Source organism: Altererythrobacter sp. TH136, from assembly GCF_007065885.1.
Taxonomy (GTDB): domain Bacteria; phylum Pseudomonadota; class Alphaproteobacteria; order Sphingomonadales; family Sphingomonadaceae; genus Tsuneonella.
Map to the genome: position 1 here is coordinate 2,192,978 of NZ_CP041409.1, position 21,049 is coordinate 2,214,026.

The window sequence follows — 21,049 nt, forward strand, 5'->3', positions numbered from 1 at the left end:
GCGATAGGCAAGGGGGTCTGGTCATAGCTAGAGATTTCTGGCGAATCGTAGCAGCTGGTCCCCGCAGTTGAGCCGGAAGGGGCGGTAAGCACTTCCGCCCATCGCATCGTAGGCCTTCACGATCCGCGCGGAGATCAGCCAGTTCGCGGCCGGGTTGAACCGACGCGCACTCCACTCCAGCGCTTTGCCAACCTCTTCGGACGCAACGAGGTCTTTGCCGGTGTTAACGAGGTACGCGGCGAGGGTCTTTGCGTCCTCTTCGGGGTCGGTTTCGAGGAACATTCCATCGAACGTGCTGAATAGATCGGCCAGCGGCCAGACGCGGTTGCTCCCTATCGATCCCGACTTCTCCAGCATCCCCGCGTCCAGCAAATCGAGGGCGCCCAACCGCACATCGGCTTCGGGCAGACCCGTGGCCTCCTGAAGTTGCTCGTAGGTGGCCTGGGGGTCCATCTTGTGCCCGGTGCGGCTGTCCCTGACGAAATGCTCGGCGAGGGTAAGAGCGGCGGCCGACCAGGTCGAGGAGCCTTCCGGCCGGGATTTGACGTAGCGGGGAGCCGGGCCGAGGGCGGGCTTTTCGGTCACCCCGTAAATCTGCGCTGCGAGGGCATCCAAGCCCTCGTCGGTCAGGACTAGTTCCGGGGCGAGGCGGTTCTTTAGGAGCGGGGGCAGCTCCGCCAGCTCAATTTCACTGCGCAGCGCCACGAAGCGCGAAGTTCCCTCCACGGCCGCGAGAAGGCCCGCGTCCAGTTCCTCGTTGACCCAGGGCTTCTTAAGCGACGTGTCGGTCAACAGGGCGACGAAGTGAGTGCAGTTGCCCAGGCCCTCTTCCATCTTGCGCCGGACGCTGTCGCCCAAGCCGATTTCCCATTGGTCATACCAGACGTCGATGCCCCGAGACATCAGCCCCTCGGCAATCGGCCCCGCGAGGGCTTTGTCTTCGGTCGCATGGGCGAGATAGACGAGCCGTTTCTTGTCGCTGGCAACCCGCTGGTTCACTTCCCCGACCTCCAAGCCGAGCCTCTTTTCCAGCTCACGCGCGAACGCCTGCGAGCCGCTAGTTTCCACGCGCAGCTGTTGCCCGACCTTGCGAACAAAGACCGGCGCATGCTTCCCCGTTTCCGGGTCCACGATGGACGCGGCCTTGGAGTGGATTTCCTCGGCGAGATTATCCAAGGCCGCGTCGACCGCGTCCTCCAGAAGCCCGTCGAAAAAGCCCTTGCTCGACACCTTCCGTCCCCCTCTGCGAAACTCGATTGCCAAGCGGGCCTCCCCTCTTGAAGCGTTCCCCGTGTGTTCCCATATTGGATTAATGGCGCACGGTGACAAGATGCGCCGCGTGATTTCAGGGAGGTGCTGTTGAGCGCAACCACTGGAGACCCCCAAGGGACACCGGGCGAGCCGCTCGGGGAGGACGCGCTGGTCCAGTTCCGCCTGGGCCACCTCAACATGCTTCAGGGCGTCATCGGCAGAATGGCCGGGTATTCGTCCAGCGTGAAGAACTTCGCGGTGACCATCGCCGCCGCGAGCCTCGCTTTGGCGTTCGACAAGTCTACCGACACGCCCCTGTGGATCGCTGTAGGAGCGGTCCTCCTCTTGGGCGCCCTCGACACGTATTATCTGGCCATGGAAAAGGGCTTTCGAGCGACCTACGACCGTGTGGCAAGTGCGCCGCTCAGCGAGGCGAGAGACCTCCGCATCGCGCCGGACTCGATTAGCCTCCTGCCGGCGGCCCGCAGTGTTTCCGTCTGGCCTTTCTACGTCGTCCAGCTCGCCGTGGCGGGTTGGCTGCTCTGGCAGGGGGTGGGTGAATGAGCAACGACCGCGACCGGCCCTATCGTGGCCTATTTGGCGGGCCACCCCCGCCTAGCTCCACCGATAACTTCCTGAGCGACATCCTGAAGGCGCTTCAGGCTACCACGCCACCCCCGCCGCCCCCGCCGGCTCGGCTCAGCCTCGGCGCCTTATTCAACCCTCAAACGCCCAGCCCGGCGCCCAGCGGTTTGTCTGGCTTGCTCTTCGGCCTCCCGCCGCCCGTCACGGCCGCGCCGCTGCCAACGGTTCCCCAGGTGCGCCGCAAGGTGTTCTTCTCGTTTTACTTCGAGGGCGACATTCGCCGCTCGGTCATCGTGCGGAACTCCTATCGGTTTCGGCCCGGTCGAAAGCTCCCGACGGCGAACTTCCACGACAAGAGCCTTTGGGAGAGTTCGAAGCGGGAAGGCGAGGAGTCGCTTAGGCGGCTTATTCGCGAAGGCATGGCAGGCAGCTCGGTTACCTGCGTTCTCGCAGGAACCTACACCTGGCAGCGGCCGTGGGTGCGCTACGAGATCGCGCGCAGCCTGGTCTGCGGCAACGGGCTGTTCACCGTGCACATTCACAATGTGAAGGACCCGCAGTTCGGCAAGGCGCTTCCCGGCCCTAATCCTCTCGACTTCATGGGGCTGGAGCTTCGCCCGGATGGCCGGGCCAACATCTGTGAGTTGGTCAATGGGCAGTGGGAGCTGTTCGGATTGCATAAGGCCCCGGTCAGATGGCCGCGATGGCTTGCCAAGCCAGCCGTGAACTACCTTCGGCCGTTATCGTCTGGTGCGCGTGCGTATGATTACTGCGACGATGACGGCTATAATCAGCTCGCTGAATGGGCGCAGCTCGCAGCTCATGACGCCGGGCGATCCTAGTCGGACTGCTCAAAGTGCTTGTCCGAGGTACAACGCCGAGGTACAAACGCCTTTCAGCGGTTGAATAAATGCCGTTGAAAATCAGTGTTTAATGGCACCTGGGCGGTAGTCCCACCCTCTCCGCCACATCCTGATCCGAATTGCCGCGCCGCACCAGCCGGTGTTCCGCCAGCTAGCGGGCGCATAGCCCTTCCAGCTGGTCAGCGACCAGCGGCGCGTGGCTGGAGGTCATGAAGCGCCCGCCGCCCTCGACCGGCACCATCGGCGTGCGCGGCAGGATCCGCCGCCAATAGCTTTCGACTTCGGCGGTGCTGTTGTGGGTATCCTGGTCGCCCTGCAGGATCACCCAGTCGGTCACCTCCAGCGGCGCGAAATCCCATGTCCGCCGCGAAATGATGTGTTCCTCCATCACTCCGCCGATGAAGTTGCCGGTGGCGAATGGCCGGAGCGCGCGGAACCGGTCGCGGATGAATTGCGGGTCGTCGCACAATTTCTCGTCGGTCTCGCACCCGCGGACGATGGCGCGGGTCAGTTGCTCGACCCGCGCCAGGTTGAGCTGCGAGCAGATTATGCGGAAGAAGAATTCGATCAGCGCGGGCCGGCGCGCGAACGCTTCCTTGATCGCGCCGACCACGCCCACCCGCTGGCCGTTCTCGCTGGCTTCGGGAGTGGGCGACACCAGCACCACCGGCCCGACCCGGTCGGGCGCGCGTGACTTCAGCACGTGGACGAACTGCGCCCCGCACCGCGCGATGATCGGCACCTCGTCGATGCGGCAGGCGTCCAGCACCTGCAGCGTGTCCGCCACCGCCTGGCTGAAGGGATCGTCGACCGTGGCGCGGCCGAGGTGCGTCGCGCCGTAGCCCGCCCGGTCAATCGCGATCGGCCGCCAGCCGCGGCGCTGCAGTTCGGTCATCAGCGGCCGCGGTACCGCGCGGCACGACCAGTTGCTGTGCACGATCAGGACCGGCTTGCCCGACGCCGGGCCGTAGTCGCTCCACGCGATCGTCTCGAGCCCGTTGGGGCGCACCGTGAAGCGCGACGGTTCGATCGCCGGGTCGAGGAACCCCGGCGCCGCCTCCACCGATCGGGCGAACAGGCGCAGCGCCTGCACCTCGGCCATCAGGCGCGCCAGTTCCCCGGCGCTCTGCAGGCCGAAATTGAGGTAGAGCGCCTCCAACTCCTTCTTGATGACCGCCGCGCTGGTGCCGATCGCCTGCGCCGCCGCCTCGCGCGAAGCGCCGAGCGAGATCATCAGCGCGACGCGCGCCTGGCGGTGCGTGACCCCCAGCATGTCGCTGATGATGTTCGCGCGGTCGATGTCCCCCGGCTGGATGCCGAATGCCGCCTCGACGATCGCGCGGATCACTGCGGGGGTGTTCTGCATCGACATGCGCCGGGCGGCGCCGGTCATCGCTTCGCGCGCAGTGACATAGGCGATGCCCAGCTCCGCCGCTGCCGCGCGGATGCTGCCGGTGCGGATGACCGACGTGACCACCCGCTGCTGTTGCGGGCTGAGCCCGAACCCCGCCGCCGCGATGGAGATCGGCTCGGCCGTTCCGCCCGCCAGCAGCGCTACCTGGCCCTTGCCGATGCGGCCGATCGCGTGGCGCACCGATGGCGGCAGGTTCCAGCCGGCGGCTTCTTCGGTCGGCGCCCACAGGCCGAACAGGAGGTGCCCGCCGTCATCGTGGAACGAGAACAGCCGGCCGTGGGACGCTTGCCCCTCGATCCGGTCCAACAGGGTGTCGAAAGTCGCGACGGAAGGAACCCATTCCGGCTGATCGAGCGGAACGGCCTTGCCCGCGGCATCGAACAGCAGGAAGCCAAGGAACCCGCGATAGGGGATGGCGGCCTGGGGATAGTGGCGGCCGTCCTCTTCCTCCAGCGCGGCGCGCTCGAACGAAGCCGCGTCCTGCCGCAATGCATCGAGTGATGCGTCGGGCTGATCGATCATGCGCTGAAAGACTGGTGCGAATCGATCCTCGCCCGACACGCCTGCTCCCCTGTTGGCGGTGTGAGGCGATAGTGCGCAGGATTTCGGCTGGCGGCAAGGGTCTCGCAGAGGTCCAGCCGGACCGTCTCCGGGTGCTACAGGTCCAGCGCCACTCCGGCCCATAGCGTGCGCGGGGCGCCGAGGTCGATCGAGCCTGCCTGGTTGCGCGTGATCACCGGTCGATCGGTCAGGTTCTCCCCCCGCACCACTACCGAAAAGCGCTGCGACAGAGGAACTTGCGCGAAAAGATCGAGGGTGGTCGCTGCAGGCAGGACATTGGTTTCCAGATCGTCTTCGAACTGATCACCGACATGGCGCAGCGTCAGCGCCACGCGCGCGTCGGCGGACGGCCGCCACGCGACGGTCGCGCTGGCCGTCCAGCGCGGGGTTTGCGCCGGCCGCAGCCGGTCGAGCGCCGCCGCCGGGCCGGAGCCGCGCGCTTCCGCTTCGGTCCAGGCGAGCGAGCCGGTCACATCGAAATTGCCCACCTCGGCGCGCGCCGACGCTTCGATTCCGCGCGCGCGGATCGCATCGATGTTCTGCCGCTGGCGGAGGTTGGGACCGAGCGTGACGTTGGCGACGGCGTGCTTCACCCGGTTGTCGAACGCGGTCAGCGACAGGTCGACGGCGGGTGCCGGCGCGTAATCGATGCCCGCTTCGAATCCGATCAGCCGCTCGTTGCGTAAGTTCGCGTTGGCCTGAGTGACCACCGGGAACACGGTGAACGGGCGGTAGAGTTCGTTCAGCGTCGGCAGCCGCAGGCCGGTGTAGGCCGCGGCGCGCAGCCGCACCCCGCCGCCGAGCCGGGCCAGCGCACCGCCGCGGAACGAGGTTTCCCAGCCGGACCGGTCGGGAAAGGCGGTGTCGGTCACCACCGCGCCGCCGGCCGCGCGCGCCCTGAAGAACCCGCGCGTGATCGCATAACGATCCGCCCGCGCGCCGGCGGTCAGCGTCACGGGGCCGATCGTGAGGTCGTTTTCGGCGAACAGACCCAGGTCCGCGGTAACCCCACCCGCGTTACGCCGCTGCGTTACCGCTCCGGTGACGGTGCTGAACGCATCCTCGAACAATTCCCCGCTCGACCGGCGGTAATCGACCCCCAGCCGCAGGACATGGTTCTCGCCCGTCGGTGGGCGCAGCTCGAACTTGCCCCCGATGCCGGTCGCGGGCGTGTTTCGCTGGTCCAGGGTGGGCACGAACGCGGTGGAGCTCACCACCACGTTGGTGAAGTTGCGCGCCTGGACATAGCCCAGCAGATCGAATTGCCACGCGCCCCGGCCGACCAGCCGCAGCGAAGCGTCCTGCCCTTCCATCGAGGTGTCCGCGCCCGCGAACCGAAGCGTGCGGTCGTCCTCGTACACCAGCACGCGCGCCTGAAGCTCGATCGAAACGCTGAGGGGCGCGACCGTGCGCGCCTGGATCGACCAGGCATCGAACGCTGCCCGCACACTGGCCGGCACGCGCTGGTCGCGCGGGGTCGTCCAGAAGCCTTGCCCGCGATCCCACCGGCCCGACAACGCGACAAAGCCGGCGCCCAGCCGGGGGGCGACCGTCGCGCTGGTCTCGGTTTCGCCCCGGTCGTTGACCGATGCCTGGCCGCTCATCAGCCCCAGCGTCGCTGCGTCGGCGCTGGTCAGCTCGATCGTGCCCGCCAGCGCGCCCGCGCCGAAGGGGCCCGATCCGCCGCCGCGAGTGACGCGGGCGCTCGACAGCCGTTCGGGCGCGATGGCGCTGAAAGGAATGTAACCGAAGAACGGGTCCGCCATCGGCACCCCGTCCAGCAGCACTTGCGCGCGGCTGGAGGCGTTGCCGCCGAGCGCGCGCAGCGTCACCCCTTGCGCGCTGGGATTGGCCGAGCGGCTATCCGATCTGCGGAATTGCTGAAAACCGGCGACCGACGACAGCGCGTCCTCGATGCGGCCCGACCCCGTGGACACGAGCGTCTCGCGGTCGAGCACCACGGTCCCGTAGGCCGGGGTCGCCGGCGTGTCCGGCAGCCCGGCACCGGTGACGACGATCCCCGGCCCTTCCACCGGGGGGGCAGGTGCCGCCGGGTCGGACTGCGCCGCTGCGGGATTCGCGGCGAACGACGCGGCGAGCGCGGATGCGAGGTAAACCACGGGCTTCATGCACCTCTGGCCCTAGAGGCGCGGGGCGCGGAGGCATAGCGCCTTGATCAGCCAAGGCCGGCGACGATCTCCAGCACGCGCGCCGCCAGCTCGGGGCGGCAGATCAGCAGATCGGGCATGGAGACGTCCGCCTGGTTATATACCATCGCGCTGCCGTCGATCCGCGACGCGTGGAACCCGTGGGCAAGCGCCACGGCGACCGGTGCGCAGCTGTCCCATTCGTACTGGCCGCCGGTGTGGAGGTAGATTTCCGCTTCGCCGCGCACCACGGCCATCGCCTTGGCGCCCGCGCTGCCCATCGGCACGAGGTCGGCACCGAGCGCTTGCGCCACCAACTCCGCCTCGCGCGCGGGGCGGGTCCGGCTGACAACCATGCGCAAGGGCGCGGCGGCGGGGGGGAGGGGAGCGGGGCGGTCGGTGCGCAGTACCTGGCCCAGGGCCGGCAGCGCGACCGCGCCGATGGCCGGCCGGCCGCCAATCGCCAGCGCGACGTGCACCGCCCAGTCGTCGCGTTCCTCACTATATTCGCGAGTGCCGTCGAGCGGATCGACGATCCAGGTGCGCTCCTTGCCGAGACGCGCAGCGCTGTCCTTTTCCTCCTCCGACAGCAGCCCGTCATCGGGCCTGAGCTCGCGCAGGGCGGCGACCAGCAGCGCGTTCGCCTCGGCATCGCCCGCCCGGCCCAGGTCCCTGCCATAATTCCGGCGGCTGTCGCGAACGGCCAGAAGGATGCGCCCCGCCTCTCCGGCGAGATGGGCGGCGAGCTCGTGGTCGTTCATTTGAGCGGCATCAACTGGTCGATGATATGCTGCGCGGCTGCTTCGGGCGTCATCTCGACCGTGTTGACCACGATGTCCGGTTGCTCGGGCGGTTCGTACGGACTGTCGATGCCGGTGAAGTTCTTGAGCTCGCCGCTGCGCGCCTTCTTGTAGAGACCCTTCACGTCGCGCGCCTCGGCAACCTCCAGCGGGGTGTCGACGAAGATCTCGATGAATTCGCCTTCGGGCAGCATCGCGCGGACCATGTCGCGCTCGGCCCGGAAGGGGCTGATGAACGCGGTGAGGACGATCAGTCCCGCATCCGCCATCAACCGCGCCACCTCGCCGACCCGGCGGATGTTCTCGATCCGGTCGGCCTCGGTAAAGCCCAGGTCCTTGTTGAGCCCGTGGCGCACGTTGTCCCCGTCGAGCAGGAAGGTATGCCGGTTCATCACCGCGAGCCGCTTTTCCACCTCGTTGGCGATGGTCGACTTGCCCGAACCCGACAGGCCGGTGAACCACAGGACCTTGGGCGTCTGATTCTTGAGCGCCGCGTGGTGCTGCCGGCTGATGTCGGTCGGCTGCCAGTGGACGTTCTGGCTGCGGCGCAGGCTGAAGTGCAGCATCCCGGCCGCGACGGTGGCGTTGGTGATCTTGTCGATCAGGATGAACCCGCCCAGCGTGCGGTTGTCGGCATAGGGTTCGAACACCACCGGCTTGTCGGTGGTCAGCTCGGCCACCCCGATCTGATTGAGTTCGAGCGTCTTGGCGGCGAGGTGTTCCAGGCTGTTGACGTCGATTTCGTACTTCGGCTCGGCGATGGTGGCCGACACCGTCTGGGTCGCGAGCTTCAGCCAGTAGGAACGGCCGGGCAGCATCGCGTCGTCGGCCATCCACACCACCGTGGCTTCGAACTGGTCAGCCACCTGCGGCGGGTTGTCCGCGACCGCGATCACGTCGCCGCGGCTGCAGTCGATCTCGTCGGCGAACGTCAGCGTGACCGACTGGCCGGCGACTGCCTGCGCCAGATCGCCATCCAGCGAAACGATGCGCGCGATGGTGGTCGTCTTGCCCGATGGCAGCACGCGCACCGCATCGCCCGGTCGCACGGTACCGGTCGCGATCAGGCCGGCAAAGCCACGGAAATCGAGGTTGGGGCGGTTGACCCACTGCACTGGCATCCGGAACGGCTTTCCGCTGTCTACGCCGCCCAAGACCTCGACGCTCTCAAGATGCGAGACGAGGCTTGGCCCATCGTACCAGGGCGTGTTGTCGCTAGGGGCTGCCGTGATGTTATCGCCCCGAAACCCGGAGATCGGGATCGCGGTGAACGCCTCGATGCCGATGCTGCTGGCGAACTCGCGGTATTCAGCCACGATCGCATCGAAGGTCGCCTGGTCGTAGTCGACGAGATCCATCTTGTTGACCGCCAGCACCACGTTGCGGATGCCGAGCAGGTGGACAAGGTAGCTGTGCCGCCGCGTCTGGACGAGGACGCCCTTGCGCGCGTCGACCAGGATGACGGCCGGGTCCGCCGTGCTCGCCCCGGTGACCATGTTGCGAGTGTACTGTTCGTGCCCCGGGCAATCGGCGACGATGAACTTGCGCTTCTCGGTCGAGAAAAAGCGATAGGCGACGTCGATCGTGATGCCCTGTTCGCGCTCGGCGGCGAGACCGTCGACCAGCAGCGCGAAGTCGATCTCCTGCCCTTGCGTGCCGACCCGCTTGCTGTCGCTTTCCAGCGCCGCGAGCTGGTCTTCGAAGATCATCTTGCTGTCGTACAGCAGCCGCCCGATCAGGGTGGACTTGCCGTCGTCGACGCTGCCGCAGGTGATGAAGCGCAGCATCGTCTTGTGCTGGTGCTGCGCGAGGTACGCGTCGATGTCTTCGGCGATCAGCGCGTCGGTCTGGTAGATCGGCTCGCTCATGGTCAGAAGTATCCCTGCTGCTTCTTGACTTCCATGCCCGCGCCGCCGGCATCCTTGTCAATCGCGCGGCCCTGCCGTTCGGACGTAGTGGTGAGCAGCGTTTCCTGGATCACCTCGCTCAAGGTCGCCGCCTCGCTTTCGACCGCGCCGGTGAGCGGATAGCAGCCCAATGTGCGGAAGCGGACCGAGCGCATCACCGGCGTCTCACCGTCGCGCAAGGGGAAGCGGTCGTCGTCGACCATCAGCAACATGCCGTCGCGCTCCACCGTGGGGCGCGGCGCGGCGAGATACAGCGGCACGATCTCGATGCCTTCCAGCTGGATGTACTGCCAGATGTCGAGCTCGGTCCAGTTGGAGATCGGGAACACGCGGATGCTCTCGCCCTTGTTCCGCCGCGCGTTGTAGAGGTTCCACAGCTCGGGCCGCTGGTTCTTGGGGTCCCAGCCGTGGCTGGCGGTGCGGAACGAGAACACGCGTTCCTTGGCGCGGCTTTTCTCCTCGTCGCGCCGCGCTCCGCCGAACGCCGCGTCGAAGCCATAATGGTCCAGCGCCTGCTTCAGGCCTTCGGTCTTCCACATGTCGGTGTGCAGGGGGCCGTGATCGAACGGGTTGATGCCGCGCTCGCGCGCCTCGGGGTTCTGCCACACCAGCAGTTCCATACCCGAATCCCGCGCCATGCGGTCGCGCAGGGCGTACATGTCCCTGAATTTCCAGGTGGTATCGACGTGAAGCAGCGGGAACGGCGGCGGCGCAGGGTAGAACGCCTTGCGCGCCAGGTGCAGCATCACGGCACTGTCCTTGCCCACCGAATACATCATCACCGGGCGCTCGGCCTCGGCCACGACCTCCCGCATGATATGGATTGCCTCCGCCTCGAGGCGCTGCAGGTGAGTGAGGGATACGGTCATGGCGCTCCACTTGGGGAGGGCGGGGCAACGGGCAAGACAACAATGATAACGGGGGTGAAAGCTGGGTTGGGGTCCGCGCCCGCGCCGTTGTCGGCCGATGGCGAACAAATCATCCGCGCCGCGCTGCGCAGGGGTGTCGCGCGGGCGCATGTGCGCCTATGTAAGGCCCCATGCCCTTTCCCCAACTTCCGTCGGCACTTGCCGAAGCCCTGGTCGCGCGCGGCTATGCCGAACCCACCGCCGTGCAAGCTGCCGTCCTGGAACCGCAAGCCGAAGGCCGCGATCTGGTGGTCTCCGCGCAGACCGGTTCGGGCAAGACCGTCGCTTTCGGGCTGGCGCTGGCGGGTGAACTGCTGGAGCCGGATGGGGCGGCGCGGATGTCCGACCAGCCGCTCGCGCTGGTGATCGCTCCGACGCGCGAACTGGCGCTCCAGGTCGGGCGCGAACTGGTCTGGCTCTACGGCAAGTCCGGGGTGCGGATCGCCGCCTGCGTCGGCGGGATGGACCCGTCCAAGGAACGCCGGGCGCTGCGCGATGGACCCCAGATCGTGGTCGGCACGCCGGGCCGCCTGCGCGATCACCTGGAACGCGGGGCGCTCAACCTCGGCGCGCTCAAGGCCGTGGTGCTCGACGAAGCGGACGAGATGCTCGACATGGGCTTTCGCGAGGACCTGGAAGAAATCCTCGATGCCGCGCCGGAACAGCGGCGGACGCTGCTGTTCTCCGCCACCATGCCGACCCCGATCGTCAAGCTGGCGCAGCGGTACCAGAGCGACGCGTTGCGCATCTCGACCGTCGGTGACGATCGCGGCCATGGCGACATCACCTATCAGGCGGTCACCGTCAGCCCGGCAGAGATCGAACACGCGGTGGTCAACCTGCTGCGTTTCCATGAGGCGGAGACGGCGATGCTGTTCTGCGCCACGCGCGAAAACGTGCGCCACCTGCACGCGACCCTGCAGGAGCGCGGTTTCGCGGTCGTCGCGCTGTCGGGCGAACATTCGCAGAGCGAGCGAAACCACGCGCTTCAGGCGCTGCGCGACCGCCGCGCCCGGGTCTGCGTCGCCACCGACGTCGCCGCGCGCGGGATCGACCTGCCGACGCTGAGCCTGGTCGTCCATGTCGAGGTGCCGCGCGATGCGGAAACCCTGCAGCACCGGTCGGGCCGCACGGGCCGCGCGGGCAAGAAGGGCACCGCGGTCATCATCGTGCCGTACCCCCGCCGCCGGCGCGTCGAATCGATGTTGCGCGGGGCCAAGATCCAGGCCGACTGGATCAGCGCGCCGAGCGCGGAAGCCATCCGCCAGAACGATCGCGAACGCCTGCTGACCGCGCTGCTGGAGCCGGTCCAGGTCGACGAGGAGGACCGCGAGCTCGCGGCGCGCCTGCTGGCCGAGCGCAGCCCGGAAGAGATCGCCGCCGCGCTCGTCCGCGCCCATCGCGCCGCGATGCCGCAGCCCGAGGAACTGGCGGAAAACACCCCCGAAGGCCGCGAAGCGGACCGGCAGCAGCGCCACCGCGAAGGGTTCGAGGACACCATCTGGTTCCGGATGAACATCGGCCGCCGTCAGAACGCCGATCCGCGCTGGATCCTGCCGCTGCTGTGCCGCCGCGGCCACATCACCCGCAACGAGATCGGCGCCATCCGCATCGGGGCGAACATCACGCACTTCCAGATCCCGCGTGCGATTGCCGGCAAGTTCGCCGCCGCGGTGGCGCGCACCGCCAATCCCGATGACGACGGCGAGGTCATGATCGAGCCATCGCCCGACACCCCGCGGGAGGCGGCACATCAGCAGCGCCAGCCGGGACCACGCGGCGCGGGGCGCGGTCCCGCGCCGCGAGGGGGAAATTACGCCCCGCGAGGAGACAAGCCTGCCCCGCGGGGGGACAAGAAGCCCTGGTCGAAGAAGCCGCACAAGACCGGCAAGCCAAAACCGTAACCGCGCGTCTGCGCGAAGCTTTTTGCGTTTCGCGTTCAAACTGGTAGCTCGGCGCACACGCATGTGCGGGCACCCGTAACCGGCGGAGGAGTCGCGAACCCTTGACCACCGCCGCCAGCTCCGGCGCAAACGCAGTTCCGGCGGTGGACGCGGCCGACCAGCCGCGCCTCCATGCCGGCAACCAGCCACTGCTGCTGGTGGGGATCATGGCGGCCTCGCTGCTGCAGATCCTCGACACCACGATCGCCAACGTCGCCATCCCCCACATGCAAAGCAGCCTGGGCGCGACGGCCGACACGGTCACATGGGTGCTGACGAGCTATATCATCGCCAGCGCGGTGGCGATGCCGATCACCGGCTGGCTGGCGGACAAGATCGGCGGCCGCCGCCTGTTCATCTTCTCGGTGGTCGGCTTCATCGTCGCGTCCATGCTGTGCGGCATGGCGCAGAGCCTGGAGGAAATGGTCCTGTTCCGGGCCCTGCAGGGGGTGTGCGGCGCGTTCATCCCGCCGCTCAGCCAAAGCTTCATGCTCGATACCGCGCGTCCCAGCCGGCATCCGCAGGTGATGGCGATCTGGGGCATGGGGATCATGATCGGTCCGATCCTGGGTCCCATCCTGGGCGGCTGGCTGACGGAAAGCGCCAGCTGGCGGTGGGTGTTCTATGTCAATCTGCCGTTCGGCATCCTGGCGCTCGCGATCCTGCTCGCCGAACTGCCGCACCGCGAAGGTTCAGCGCGACGGTTTGACCTGTTCGGTTTTGCCATGCTCGGCCTGGCGCTGGCATCGCTGCAGTTGCTGCTGGACCGGGGCAACCAGCTCGACTGGTTCGATGCGGGCGAAATCTGGCTCTATGCCGGACTGGCGCTCAGCGGGGCGTGGCTGGTCGTGATCCACCTCGCGACCGCGCGGCAGCCGCTGTTCGACCGGGCGCTGTTCGCTGACCGGAACTTCATCCTCGCGCTCAGTTTCATGATCGCGATCGGCGTCGTGCTGTTCGCCAACATGGCGCTGATGCCGCCGATGCTGCAGCACCTGTTCGGTTACAGCGTGATCGACACCGGGCTGGTGTTGATGCCGCGCGGGATCGGCGTGCTGATCTCGATGCAGCTGGCCGGGATGTTGATCCGGCGCGGAGCCGACGCGCGCTTCGTGGTCGCGGCGGGGTTCCTGATCGTATCCTTTTCCCAGTGGCAGATGGCCCACTGGTCACTGGCGACCGACGTCCGGCACTTCGTCACTTCGGGGCTGATCCAGGGTCTGGGGATGGGACTGGTGTTCATCCCGCTCAACATCATCGCCTTCGCGACTTTGCCGGGCAGGCTGCGGACTGACGGGTCGAGCCTGCTCAACCTCGCGCGCTCGGTCGGCGCGTCGGTCGGCATCTCGGTGACGACGATCCTGCTGGCGGCCAACATCCAGCGCGGGCACGAGGAAATCGGCAGCCACGTCACCAGCGCCAGCCTCGCGGCGATGGACCTGGCGACCCTCGACCGCTTCCAGGGCGGCGCGGACGGGATCATGCGGATGCTCGACAACGAGGTGAACCGCCAGGCCGCGATGGTCGCCTATATCGACGATTTCTACCTGATGACCTGGCTCGCGCTCGCGGCGGTTCCGCTGGCCTTCGTCATGCGCCGCTCACGCCCCGCCGCCGCTCACTGACCAAGACCCGGCAAGCCCGGCTTTAGCGACACGCCGAGGCTAATCAGGCCGCCCGATCTGGTTGAACGGCACGTCCTTGTCGACCCGGATGTCTCCCGGCAGCCCGAGCACGCGCTCGGCGATGATGTTCTTCAGGATCTCGTCGGTGCCGCCCGCGATGCGCAGGCCCGCCGCCCCGAAATAGCTGCCCTGGAACCGCGTCAATTCCGCCACGTCATCCCCGCCGCTGACGATGCCGGCGCTTTCGGCCAGGTCCATCGCGAAGCGGCCCATCTCCTGCATCGTCTGCGCCACCACGACCTTGGAAATCGAACTCTCCGGTCCCGGCGTGCGGCTGCTGGACAGCGCGCTCAGCGTGCGCATGCGCGTAAGCGCGATGCCCTGGTCAGCGATGTAGGCGCGCGCGATCCGTTCGCGGACGTGGCGCTGCTCGAGCGCGCTGCCCTCTCCCATGTCGATCGCCTTTGCCAGCGCGATCATCTCCTGCACCCCTGGCGCGCTGGAGGGCTTGCCGCCGACCGCCAGGCGCTCGTGCATCAATGTTGTCAGGCTGACCTTCCAGCCTTCGCCCACTTCGCCCAGCCGGTGGCTGTCGGGGATGCGCACGTCGGTGAAGAACACCTCGTTGAAGTCGCTCGACCCGCTCATCTGCTTGATCGGCCGGACCTCGACCCCGGGATCCTTCAGGTCGACGATGAACATCGTCAGCCCCTTGTGCTTGGGCACGGTGGGGTCGGTGCGGGTGATGATGATGCCGAAGTCGGACAGATGCGCGTTCGAGGTCCACACCTTCTGCCCGTTGATGACCCAGCCATCCCCGTCACGCTCGGCGCGGGTGCGGATTGCGGCGAGGTCGCTGCCGGCGGACGGTTCCGAGAACAACTGGCACCACACCTCCTCGCCGCGCATCGCCACGGGGACGTAGCGTTCGACGATCGCGGGGCTCAGCGCGTGGCTGAATACCGTCGGGATGCACATGCCAAGGCCGATGGCGTATAGCCCGGTCGGCGCGTCGTGCTTCGCCTCTTCCTGGTTGAAGATGATCTGCTCCATCGCCGGGCGCGCCTGTCCGCCGACCGCCGTGGGCCAGGTGATGCCGACATAGCCTGCATCATACTTGCGCTTCTGCCAGGCTTTCGCGGCGGCGACGCTCCACGGCTGGCCCAGCGCGTCGGAGTTGGCGGACAGCCACGCGCGCACTTTCGCCCGATAGGCGGCTTCTTCGGGGGTATCCTTGAAGTCCATCTTGCCCTCCCTAGGCCGCGATCATCGTGTTGCGCTGTTCCAGGCTGCGCACCAGCGCGTCCTCCCAGTGCGCCTTGCTGCCCAGCATGCCCGAAAGCAGCCGCGCGCGGCGGTAGTGGAACTGGCAATCGCTTTCCCATGTGTAACCGATGCCGCCGTGCAGCTGCACGTTCTCTTCAGCAGCGAAGCCGTATGCGTCCAGCGCCGCCACCCGCGCTGCGGCGGCGGCCTGGGGCAATTCGGGCGCGCCGGTCGAAAGCGCCCAGGCGCCGTAATAAGCGTGACTGCGGGCAAGCTGGTTCTTGATGTACATGTCCGCCAGCCGGTGCTTTACCGCCTGATAGCCGGCGATCGGACGGCCGAACGCCATGCGTTCGCGCGCATAGCCGATCGCCATTTCCATTGCCGCCTCTGCGCCGCCAAGTCCTTCGAAAGCGAGCAGCACGGCTGCCGATTGCAGGAACTTCTCCAGCCCCTCGCGGCTGCCTTGAAGGGGCTCGGCCGGAGTATTGTCGAGCGTCACGGTCGCCGACCTGCGCACGAGGTCGACGGTTTCGAGCGGCTCGACCACAAGCCCGGACGCGCCGCGCTCGACCAGATGCAAGCCATCCTGCGCGGCCACGATCAGGAAGTCGGCCAGCATCGCATCGGGGACGGGCCGCTTGACCCCGGACAAGGTATTGTCCCGGACCGTGATCCGCGATTGCGCTCCTGCCGGAAGCACTCCCTCGGCCAGCGCGACCGCGCCGGTTGCGGAACCGTCACCGAGCCGGGGCAGCCAGATCGCCTGCTGCGCCGGCGTGCCGCACGTCAGCAAAGCCTCGGTTGCGAGCAGAACCGACGATGTGAACGGCACCGGAGCAAGCGCGCGCCCGACCTCCTCAGCGAGGACGCACAGTTCGAGCACCGACAGGCCCAGCCCGCCATGCGTTTCGGGAATGCGCAAGCCGGTCCAGCCAAGATCGGTGATCTTGCGCCATAGCTCCCGATCGATGCCGCCCTCGCTATTCATTACGGCACGCGCCTGGGCGGGGGCCGATTGCGCCGCGAGAAACTTGCGCGCCTCGCGGCGAAGCGCTTCGGCATCTTCGGAAAACTGGAAGTTCATGCTCTTCTCCCGACCCGCTCGCGCGGCCTCGTGCGCAGCACAAGTTCGCCATTCTACCGGGCGCGTCAATCTTTCAGTCGCCGGGATCGCGGTTCGCGATCTGGCGCCGCGGGATTGCCAGCACCGGAAGGACCGGAGCACCCACTACCGGGCCCACCGCGCACGGCGACCGAGCGCCGCATGTTATGGCGGGGTCAATTTGGATTGAAGGTCGAGGTGGCGGAGACGGAGTCCGCCAGAATTAACCTCCAGCGGCTTCTCACGATCCGTGGCGGACGCTGCAAGCGGCTGATCTTGCAGGAATACATCAGAGGACATGTTCGTCCTAGACCGTTGCGGTTCGCCCAAAGGCATGTTGTAAGTGGGCACGAAAGTGGGCACAACAGTCACTTGATCCTCATGGAGATCGTAGTGGCCCGAGCTCTTAACCGGCTGACGGTTCGCCAGGTTGCAGCGCTAAAGGAAACCGGTCGCCACGCTGACGGAGGCGGGCTGTACCTTCGGATCACCCCCGCCGGTGGTCGGTCCTGGGTTTTCATGACAGCAACCGGCGGGAAGCGGGCTGAAATCGGCTTAGGGGCCGAAGCATCCGTCTCCCTGGCAACCGCTCGGAGGATCGCGTCAGAAATGCGCGAAGAGGTAGCTATTGGGAGAGACCCGCGCCTTGTCATCGCCGTGGAAGAGTCCGCCCCTACGGCTGAGCTGCTGACCTTCGGCGCGTTCGCGGAAAGCTACATCGCGTCCGTGGAGGCTGGTTGGAAAAACCCGGTCCATCGGCAGCAATGGCGAAGCAGCCTGCGCGATCACGCCGCTAGCCTTAGCGCCAAGCCAATCCGGGACATTGGGACCGACGATGTCTTAGCCGCGTTGCAGCCAATCTGGATGTCCAAGCAGGAGACCGCTAGCCGTGTCCGCGGGCGAATTGAAAAGATCCTTGCTGCCGCCAAAGCTCGGGGCTTGCGGCCAGTTGATGCTGCGAACCCGGCCCAATGGCGGGGCCATCTCGATGTGCTCCTGCCTAGGCAGGGCAAGCTAACGAGAGGCCACCACAGCGCGCTTCCCTGGCGCGAAGCTCCGGGGTTCATGGTCGAGCTTCGTAAGCGAGAAGCGCCGGTGGCGCGCGCGCTTGAGTTCACAATCCTGACCGCAGCTCGATCCGGAGAAACGCTCGGGGCCACGTGGGATGAGGTCGATCTCGACAACGAGCTATGGGTGGTGCCCGCTACGCGCATGAAGGCGGGCGTGGAACACGTCGTTCCGCTATCAGGTCGCGCGATCGAACTACTTGAGCCACTCCGGCCTGATCGGCCAGCACCCGATACTAAGGTCTTTCACGTCCGCGGGGTGGCTCGCTCAAACATGGCGATGGCAATGCTCCTTCGGCGTATGGGCCGCAGTGACATCACGGCTCATGGTTTTCGATCAACGTTCCGGGATTGGGCGGGAGATGCGACTGACTTCCCGCGTGAACTAATTGAGCAGGCACTCGCACACGCCATCGGGGACAAGTCTGAGCGGGCCTACCGCAGGGGAACGGCGATCGAACGCCGTCGGGGCCTGATGGAGCGCTGGGCCCGCTATCTCGGCAACATAGATGAGCACCCGCAGGACGGGTCGTCGCTACAGGTAGAACCGCGCAGCGCTACGACGGGATAGGCTAGGGGCCCACGTTGTAATCACCAGATGATGGATGAGCCATGAAGTCGATCTTGCTCAAGGCTGACGATCGACCTGAATGACTTAGAGCTTCGTCCCGGCGATGTTTGAGCGGCAAGGGGGAGTATGGATGTCGATATTACGTCAACTTGCCGCCGCTCTACTGAGGTTAAGCCAAAGTCGAACTCCACCTGGGCCTGAGGTCCAGATCGAGCGGGTGGGAGGGTCAACGGGGGTCAAACAGATCGAGCAGCGGCATGACATGCTTCAGCATTTCGATGCCAGAGATGATACGGACATCCTGGCTGGCTATACGTTCTGCGCGACCATGCAGCTGCGGACTCCCCTGCGAGTTCTGTTGCGGCACGGGGAGAAGCATGTTGGCTTCAGCGAACCACCGGTCATCGCGCGCGAGCAGTGGGAGGGAATCTGGATCCCTGTGCCCAAGTCATGGGCGGAGCTCGGCTTCGATCTACCGGAGCTCCCAGGCGGTACGATGGCATCGGAGGTGGGGCAGATACCAGCTGACGGCGGCGAATTTTTGCAGTTCCTTATTGCCGTACGCCAGCTTGTCGAAACCGACGAATCCGCCACGGCTCGCCGCCGGAAGCTGGAAATTGAGTTGATGAAGACCCGCTGGCTGGCCTTTGTGGGCCCGCTTGGCGGCAAAGAGAAGGTTGCCGACAAGCTATTACCTCCCTTCCTTCTTACGATCGAAAGCCTAGTGCATGACACAGTGGTGCAGCTGCGCACCGCCAGGCTGACGACACCGAGGGCCATTGGTGCGGCTCCGGATGCAAAACTGCTCGCAATCAAGGGGGTAGGCCCAGCGAAGCTTAAGCTCATCCGAGCTTGTTGCACCGACGTTTTGGACCCCGACGATGAGTACGTGGATTTGCTGGTGCGTTAGCTCTCGTCCTCGCCTCCTGCACGTTGCGCGCTACGCCTCTCGTTCGTGCGAATTGACCCAGAGCGGATTGCTCCTATCGACGGGTAACTTAGGACATTGTGTCGCGCGAGCCTCTCGGGGTTCCGGCTGCCCTGCGGCGTTCTCGTCGCTCTAAGTTCGAGATTGTCCTGGGTCATCAGTCGTGTAGCTTGAGTCCCTGCAGCAGTGGGGAGCTGAAATGCTGGAGAAATTAGAAAGCGGCTACTTGTCGCTCCTGCGAATGGTCATCTTAGTGGTAGCGAGCCTTTCGCTAATCGTCGCGCTCGGTGCGCTTGCTCTGGCCATTCTTTCGTTGGTGCGGTCGACCGGCGTCACCAGTGCAGAAGCTTCGGGGGGCAACTTGGCTGAGTTCATCGAACAGCAAAAGCCGTTGGCGTCTACTGGAGCATCCTCCAACACCAGCACCATGGAGATTGCTGCATTACCCGATGTTCGCACGGCGGCAGCGAATTTCAAAGCGTACCTCGGAAATCGATCCAAGATCAAAGAAGATGAGTTTGTTGAAGCCCTTCAACACGGGGCAGATGAGTTTGGGGCCGACGGCGCACTGTACGCGGAAGGTGTGAAGTTGCTCAGCGAGGAACTAAAGATAAGTGCTGGCCAACCGCTCTCGGAAACTAGAGTTCTGCAGTTAATAGATTGGCATCACAGGAATTTTCAATCTGACCTAGATCGGCGAGGTAGCGAAGTGGCAGAGGCGACCAGCCAATATTGGAAATCAGCAGCATTAGCTGGGTCAGCGTTTCTTGGATTCGTTCTCACCATATTCGTCTTCCTGTTTGTAAAAATTGAGCGAAACCTGCGCCTGGTTCGGATGGTTTCCGTTCAGCAAACAGAGAATGAGCGATGAAGCTTGAGATCACTTGGATGTTACATTCTTTAGCTCCTTGTTCCCATCTGAAGGCAACCGGAGTTCGCCGACTCATTTGGGCTGGCTTGGTTCTAAGCCTCTTACCGGGGTGTGAGCGAAGGCCTGACGTGGTGGACACCACGATTCCCGAAGACGATCAATCTAATGGCGGTGCTACGCAGGATGCTCCCGTGGATGAGCAACGTGCTCCTGCGATGGCTAAGAAAGAGGAGGCGCTGCGGGCCAGCGACGATAAGGACAGCGCCAAATTCGCCTGCACGGGGGCCTACTCTAATGTCGGCTTCTCCGAGGAAAGTGGCGATGGCTCCGGGGTTGTCGCAATCATGCAGGGGGGCGGAGCGCCAAAGTTCATCTATTGGGAGGGCGGCCCCTCACCTGCAAATGCGGCGGTAACTTCGGTATCCGCACAAACTATGAAGGTGGCACTTTCATTTCCAGATTTCCCGGATCAAAAATCTAACGCGATCTTGGAATGCCGTGGTTCGAGGTTGTTGTTCCGAAGTTCCGATTTAGGCCACAACGATGAGCTTCAACTCATCACCGAACGGGAATTGGCTGAGTTAAGGTAGCGGCTGATCCGAACCGAGTGCTAGGTTAGGGCTGATGGTACCAGTGCAGCAGTACTGCACTATGTTGGGCTTGGGTCAGCAAGATTATCGGACAAAAATTTGGCAGAAAACAGCGGTGGTAAATTGACGATGAGCAATGGAAGGCCGCTCTTAGCCGCAGCCTTATGTTTTGCTTTTGTATCGGCCTGTGATGACAAACCCCAGGTCGTTGACACGACCTTGCCCGATATCGAGACGGAAACGGCAAGTGCCGAAACCGAGCTTCCGGTTGAAAGCTCTGAGGCAATAAGGTTGCATGAGACCGCTCCATCCGTGTCTGCTGAATCCGAGGCGGCTGCAAAACCCGCTGACGCTTTCTCTAGCGAAGAGAAGAAGCTGATTGAAACGTGGCAAGATCTGAACGGCAGGTGCCGTGGAGGCTCTGGAGACGATCCACAAACCATGACAGCATGTGACGAGCGCGATGGACCAGTTGCGGCTCAACTAGCCGACGCAAACATCTGCTACGGCCGTGAAGGCGAATACGGCTATCAGATGGAACTCCACCGTTGCGGCCCAGATTCCACGCGCTTCGAGCGCTCGGATTAGATCAGTACACGCGATTTCCCCCTCATCGAGGCACTGAAAGCCTGAATGTCCGACGATGG

Annotated in this window: 17 protein-coding genes; 9 read left to right on the plus strand and 8 right to left on the minus strand. The window is 65.4% G+C overall.

Annotated elements, in window-relative coordinates:
• Positions 1-27: 27 nt before the first annotated feature.
• Positions 28-1,230, minus strand: coding sequence for a toll/interleukin-1 receptor domain-containing protein (locus C0V74_RS10655; RefSeq protein WP_168194201.1), 1,203 nt, complete (start codon positions 1,228-1,230; stop codon positions 28-30).
• Between the two features lie 129 nt (positions 1,231-1,359).
• Between C0V74_RS10655 and C0V74_RS12940 the strand changes: the two genes are divergently transcribed.
• Together C0V74_RS12940 and C0V74_RS10660 are read left to right on the plus strand one after the other, a co-directional pair.
• Positions 1,360-1,815, plus strand: a complete 456-nt coding sequence (locus tag C0V74_RS12940) for a hypothetical protein (protein ID WP_168194202.1) — start codon at positions 1,360-1,362, stop codon at positions 1,813-1,815.
• The gene (locus C0V74_RS10660; RefSeq protein ID WP_143251740.1) at positions 1,812-2,678 is read left to right on the plus strand and encodes a TIR domain-containing protein; all 867 of its coding nucleotides are present in this window, start codon (positions 1,812-1,814) and stop codon (positions 2,676-2,678) included. Before C0V74_RS12940 ends, C0V74_RS10660 begins: the two co-directional genes overlap by 4 nt.
• A 172-nt stretch (positions 2,679-2,850) precedes the next feature.
• Here the strand turns inward: C0V74_RS10660 and C0V74_RS10665 are convergent, their stop codons facing one another.
• The 5 genes from C0V74_RS10665 to cysD form a co-directional block, all read right to left on the minus strand.
• A complete protein-coding gene (locus C0V74_RS10665) occupies positions 2,851-4,635 on the minus strand; it encodes an alpha/beta hydrolase (RefSeq protein WP_143251741.1) in 1,785 nt (594 codons plus the stop codon).
• A gap of 134 nt (positions 4,636-4,769) precedes the next feature.
• Positions 4,770-6,803: a TonB-dependent receptor gene (locus tag C0V74_RS10670; RefSeq protein WP_143251742.1), complete on the minus strand. Its 2,034-nt coding sequence runs from the start codon at positions 6,801-6,803 to the stop codon at positions 4,770-4,772.
• A 47-nt stretch (positions 6,804-6,850) separates the two neighbouring features.
• Positions 6,851-7,582 carry a 3'(2'),5'-bisphosphate nucleotidase CysQ gene (locus C0V74_RS10675; protein ID WP_143251743.1) on the minus strand — a complete coding sequence of 244 codons (732 nt, stop codon included), beginning with the start codon at positions 7,580-7,582 and terminating at the stop codon, positions 6,851-6,853.
• The gene (cysN, locus tag C0V74_RS10680) at positions 7,579-9,489 is read right to left on the minus strand and encodes a sulfate adenylyltransferase subunit CysN (RefSeq protein WP_143251744.1); all 1,911 of its coding nucleotides are present in this window, start codon (positions 9,487-9,489) and stop codon (positions 7,579-7,581) included. Before cysN ends, C0V74_RS10675 begins: the two co-directional genes overlap by 4 nt.
• A gap of 2 nt (positions 9,490-9,491) precedes the next feature.
• On the minus strand, positions 9,492-10,397 hold the full coding sequence (gene cysD, locus C0V74_RS10685; RefSeq protein ID WP_143251745.1) for a sulfate adenylyltransferase subunit CysD: 906 nt from the start codon (positions 10,395-10,397) through the stop codon (positions 9,492-9,494).
• 170 nt (positions 10,398-10,567) lie between these two features.
• Here cysD and C0V74_RS10690 point away from each other — a divergent pair, with 170 nt between their 5' ends.
• Together C0V74_RS10690 and C0V74_RS10695 are read left to right on the plus strand one after the other, a co-directional pair.
• Entirely contained in the window at positions 10,568-12,340 is a 1,773-nt protein-coding gene (locus C0V74_RS10690; protein ID WP_131621775.1) for a DEAD/DEAH box helicase, read from the plus strand.
• 101 nt (positions 12,341-12,441) lie between these two features.
• Complete coding sequence (locus C0V74_RS10695) at positions 12,442-14,004, plus strand: MDR family MFS transporter (RefSeq protein WP_143251746.1); 1,563 nt, start codon at positions 12,442-12,444, stop codon at positions 14,002-14,004.
• 39 nt (positions 14,005-14,043) lie between these two features.
• On the opposite strand, the gene C0V74_RS10700 is transcribed toward C0V74_RS10695, so the two are convergent.
• Together C0V74_RS10700 and C0V74_RS10705 are read right to left on the minus strand one after the other, a co-directional pair.
• The gene (locus C0V74_RS10700; RefSeq protein WP_143251747.1) at positions 14,044-15,249 is read right to left on the minus strand and encodes an acyl-CoA dehydrogenase family protein; all 1,206 of its coding nucleotides are present in this window, start codon (positions 15,247-15,249) and stop codon (positions 14,044-14,046) included.
• Between the two features lie 10 nt (positions 15,250-15,259).
• Positions 15,260-16,357, minus strand: a complete 1,098-nt coding sequence (locus C0V74_RS10705; protein ID WP_143251748.1) for an acyl-CoA dehydrogenase family protein — start codon at positions 16,355-16,357, stop codon at positions 15,260-15,262.
• A gap of 399 nt (positions 16,358-16,756) precedes the next feature.
• On the opposite strand from C0V74_RS10705, the gene C0V74_RS10710 reads away from it, so the two are divergent.
• From C0V74_RS10710 to C0V74_RS10730, 5 genes are all read left to right on the plus strand, one after another.
• Complete coding sequence (locus C0V74_RS10710; protein WP_143252273.1) at positions 16,757-18,013, plus strand: site-specific integrase; 1,257 nt, start codon at positions 16,757-16,759, stop codon at positions 18,011-18,013.
• A 262-nt stretch (positions 18,014-18,275) separates the two neighbouring features.
• Positions 18,276-18,923: a hypothetical protein gene (locus C0V74_RS10715; protein ID WP_210413407.1), complete on the plus strand. Its 648-nt coding sequence runs from the start codon at positions 18,276-18,278 to the stop codon at positions 18,921-18,923.
• A 217-nt stretch (positions 18,924-19,140) separates the two neighbouring features.
• Positions 19,141-19,812 (plus strand): hypothetical protein, encoded by a 672-nt coding sequence (locus tag C0V74_RS10720; RefSeq protein WP_143251749.1) that lies wholly within the window; start codon positions 19,141-19,143, stop codon positions 19,810-19,812.
• A 131-nt stretch (positions 19,813-19,943) separates the two neighbouring features.
• On the plus strand, positions 19,944-20,402 hold the full coding sequence (locus C0V74_RS10725) for a hypothetical protein (protein WP_143251750.1): 459 nt from the start codon (positions 19,944-19,946) through the stop codon (positions 20,400-20,402).
• Positions 20,403-20,501: 99 nt separating this feature from the next.
• Positions 20,502-20,990 carry a hypothetical protein gene (locus C0V74_RS10730; protein ID WP_143251751.1) on the plus strand — a complete coding sequence of 163 codons (489 nt, stop codon included), beginning with the start codon at positions 20,502-20,504 and terminating at the stop codon, positions 20,988-20,990.
• Positions 20,991-21,049 lie beyond the last annotated feature (59 nt).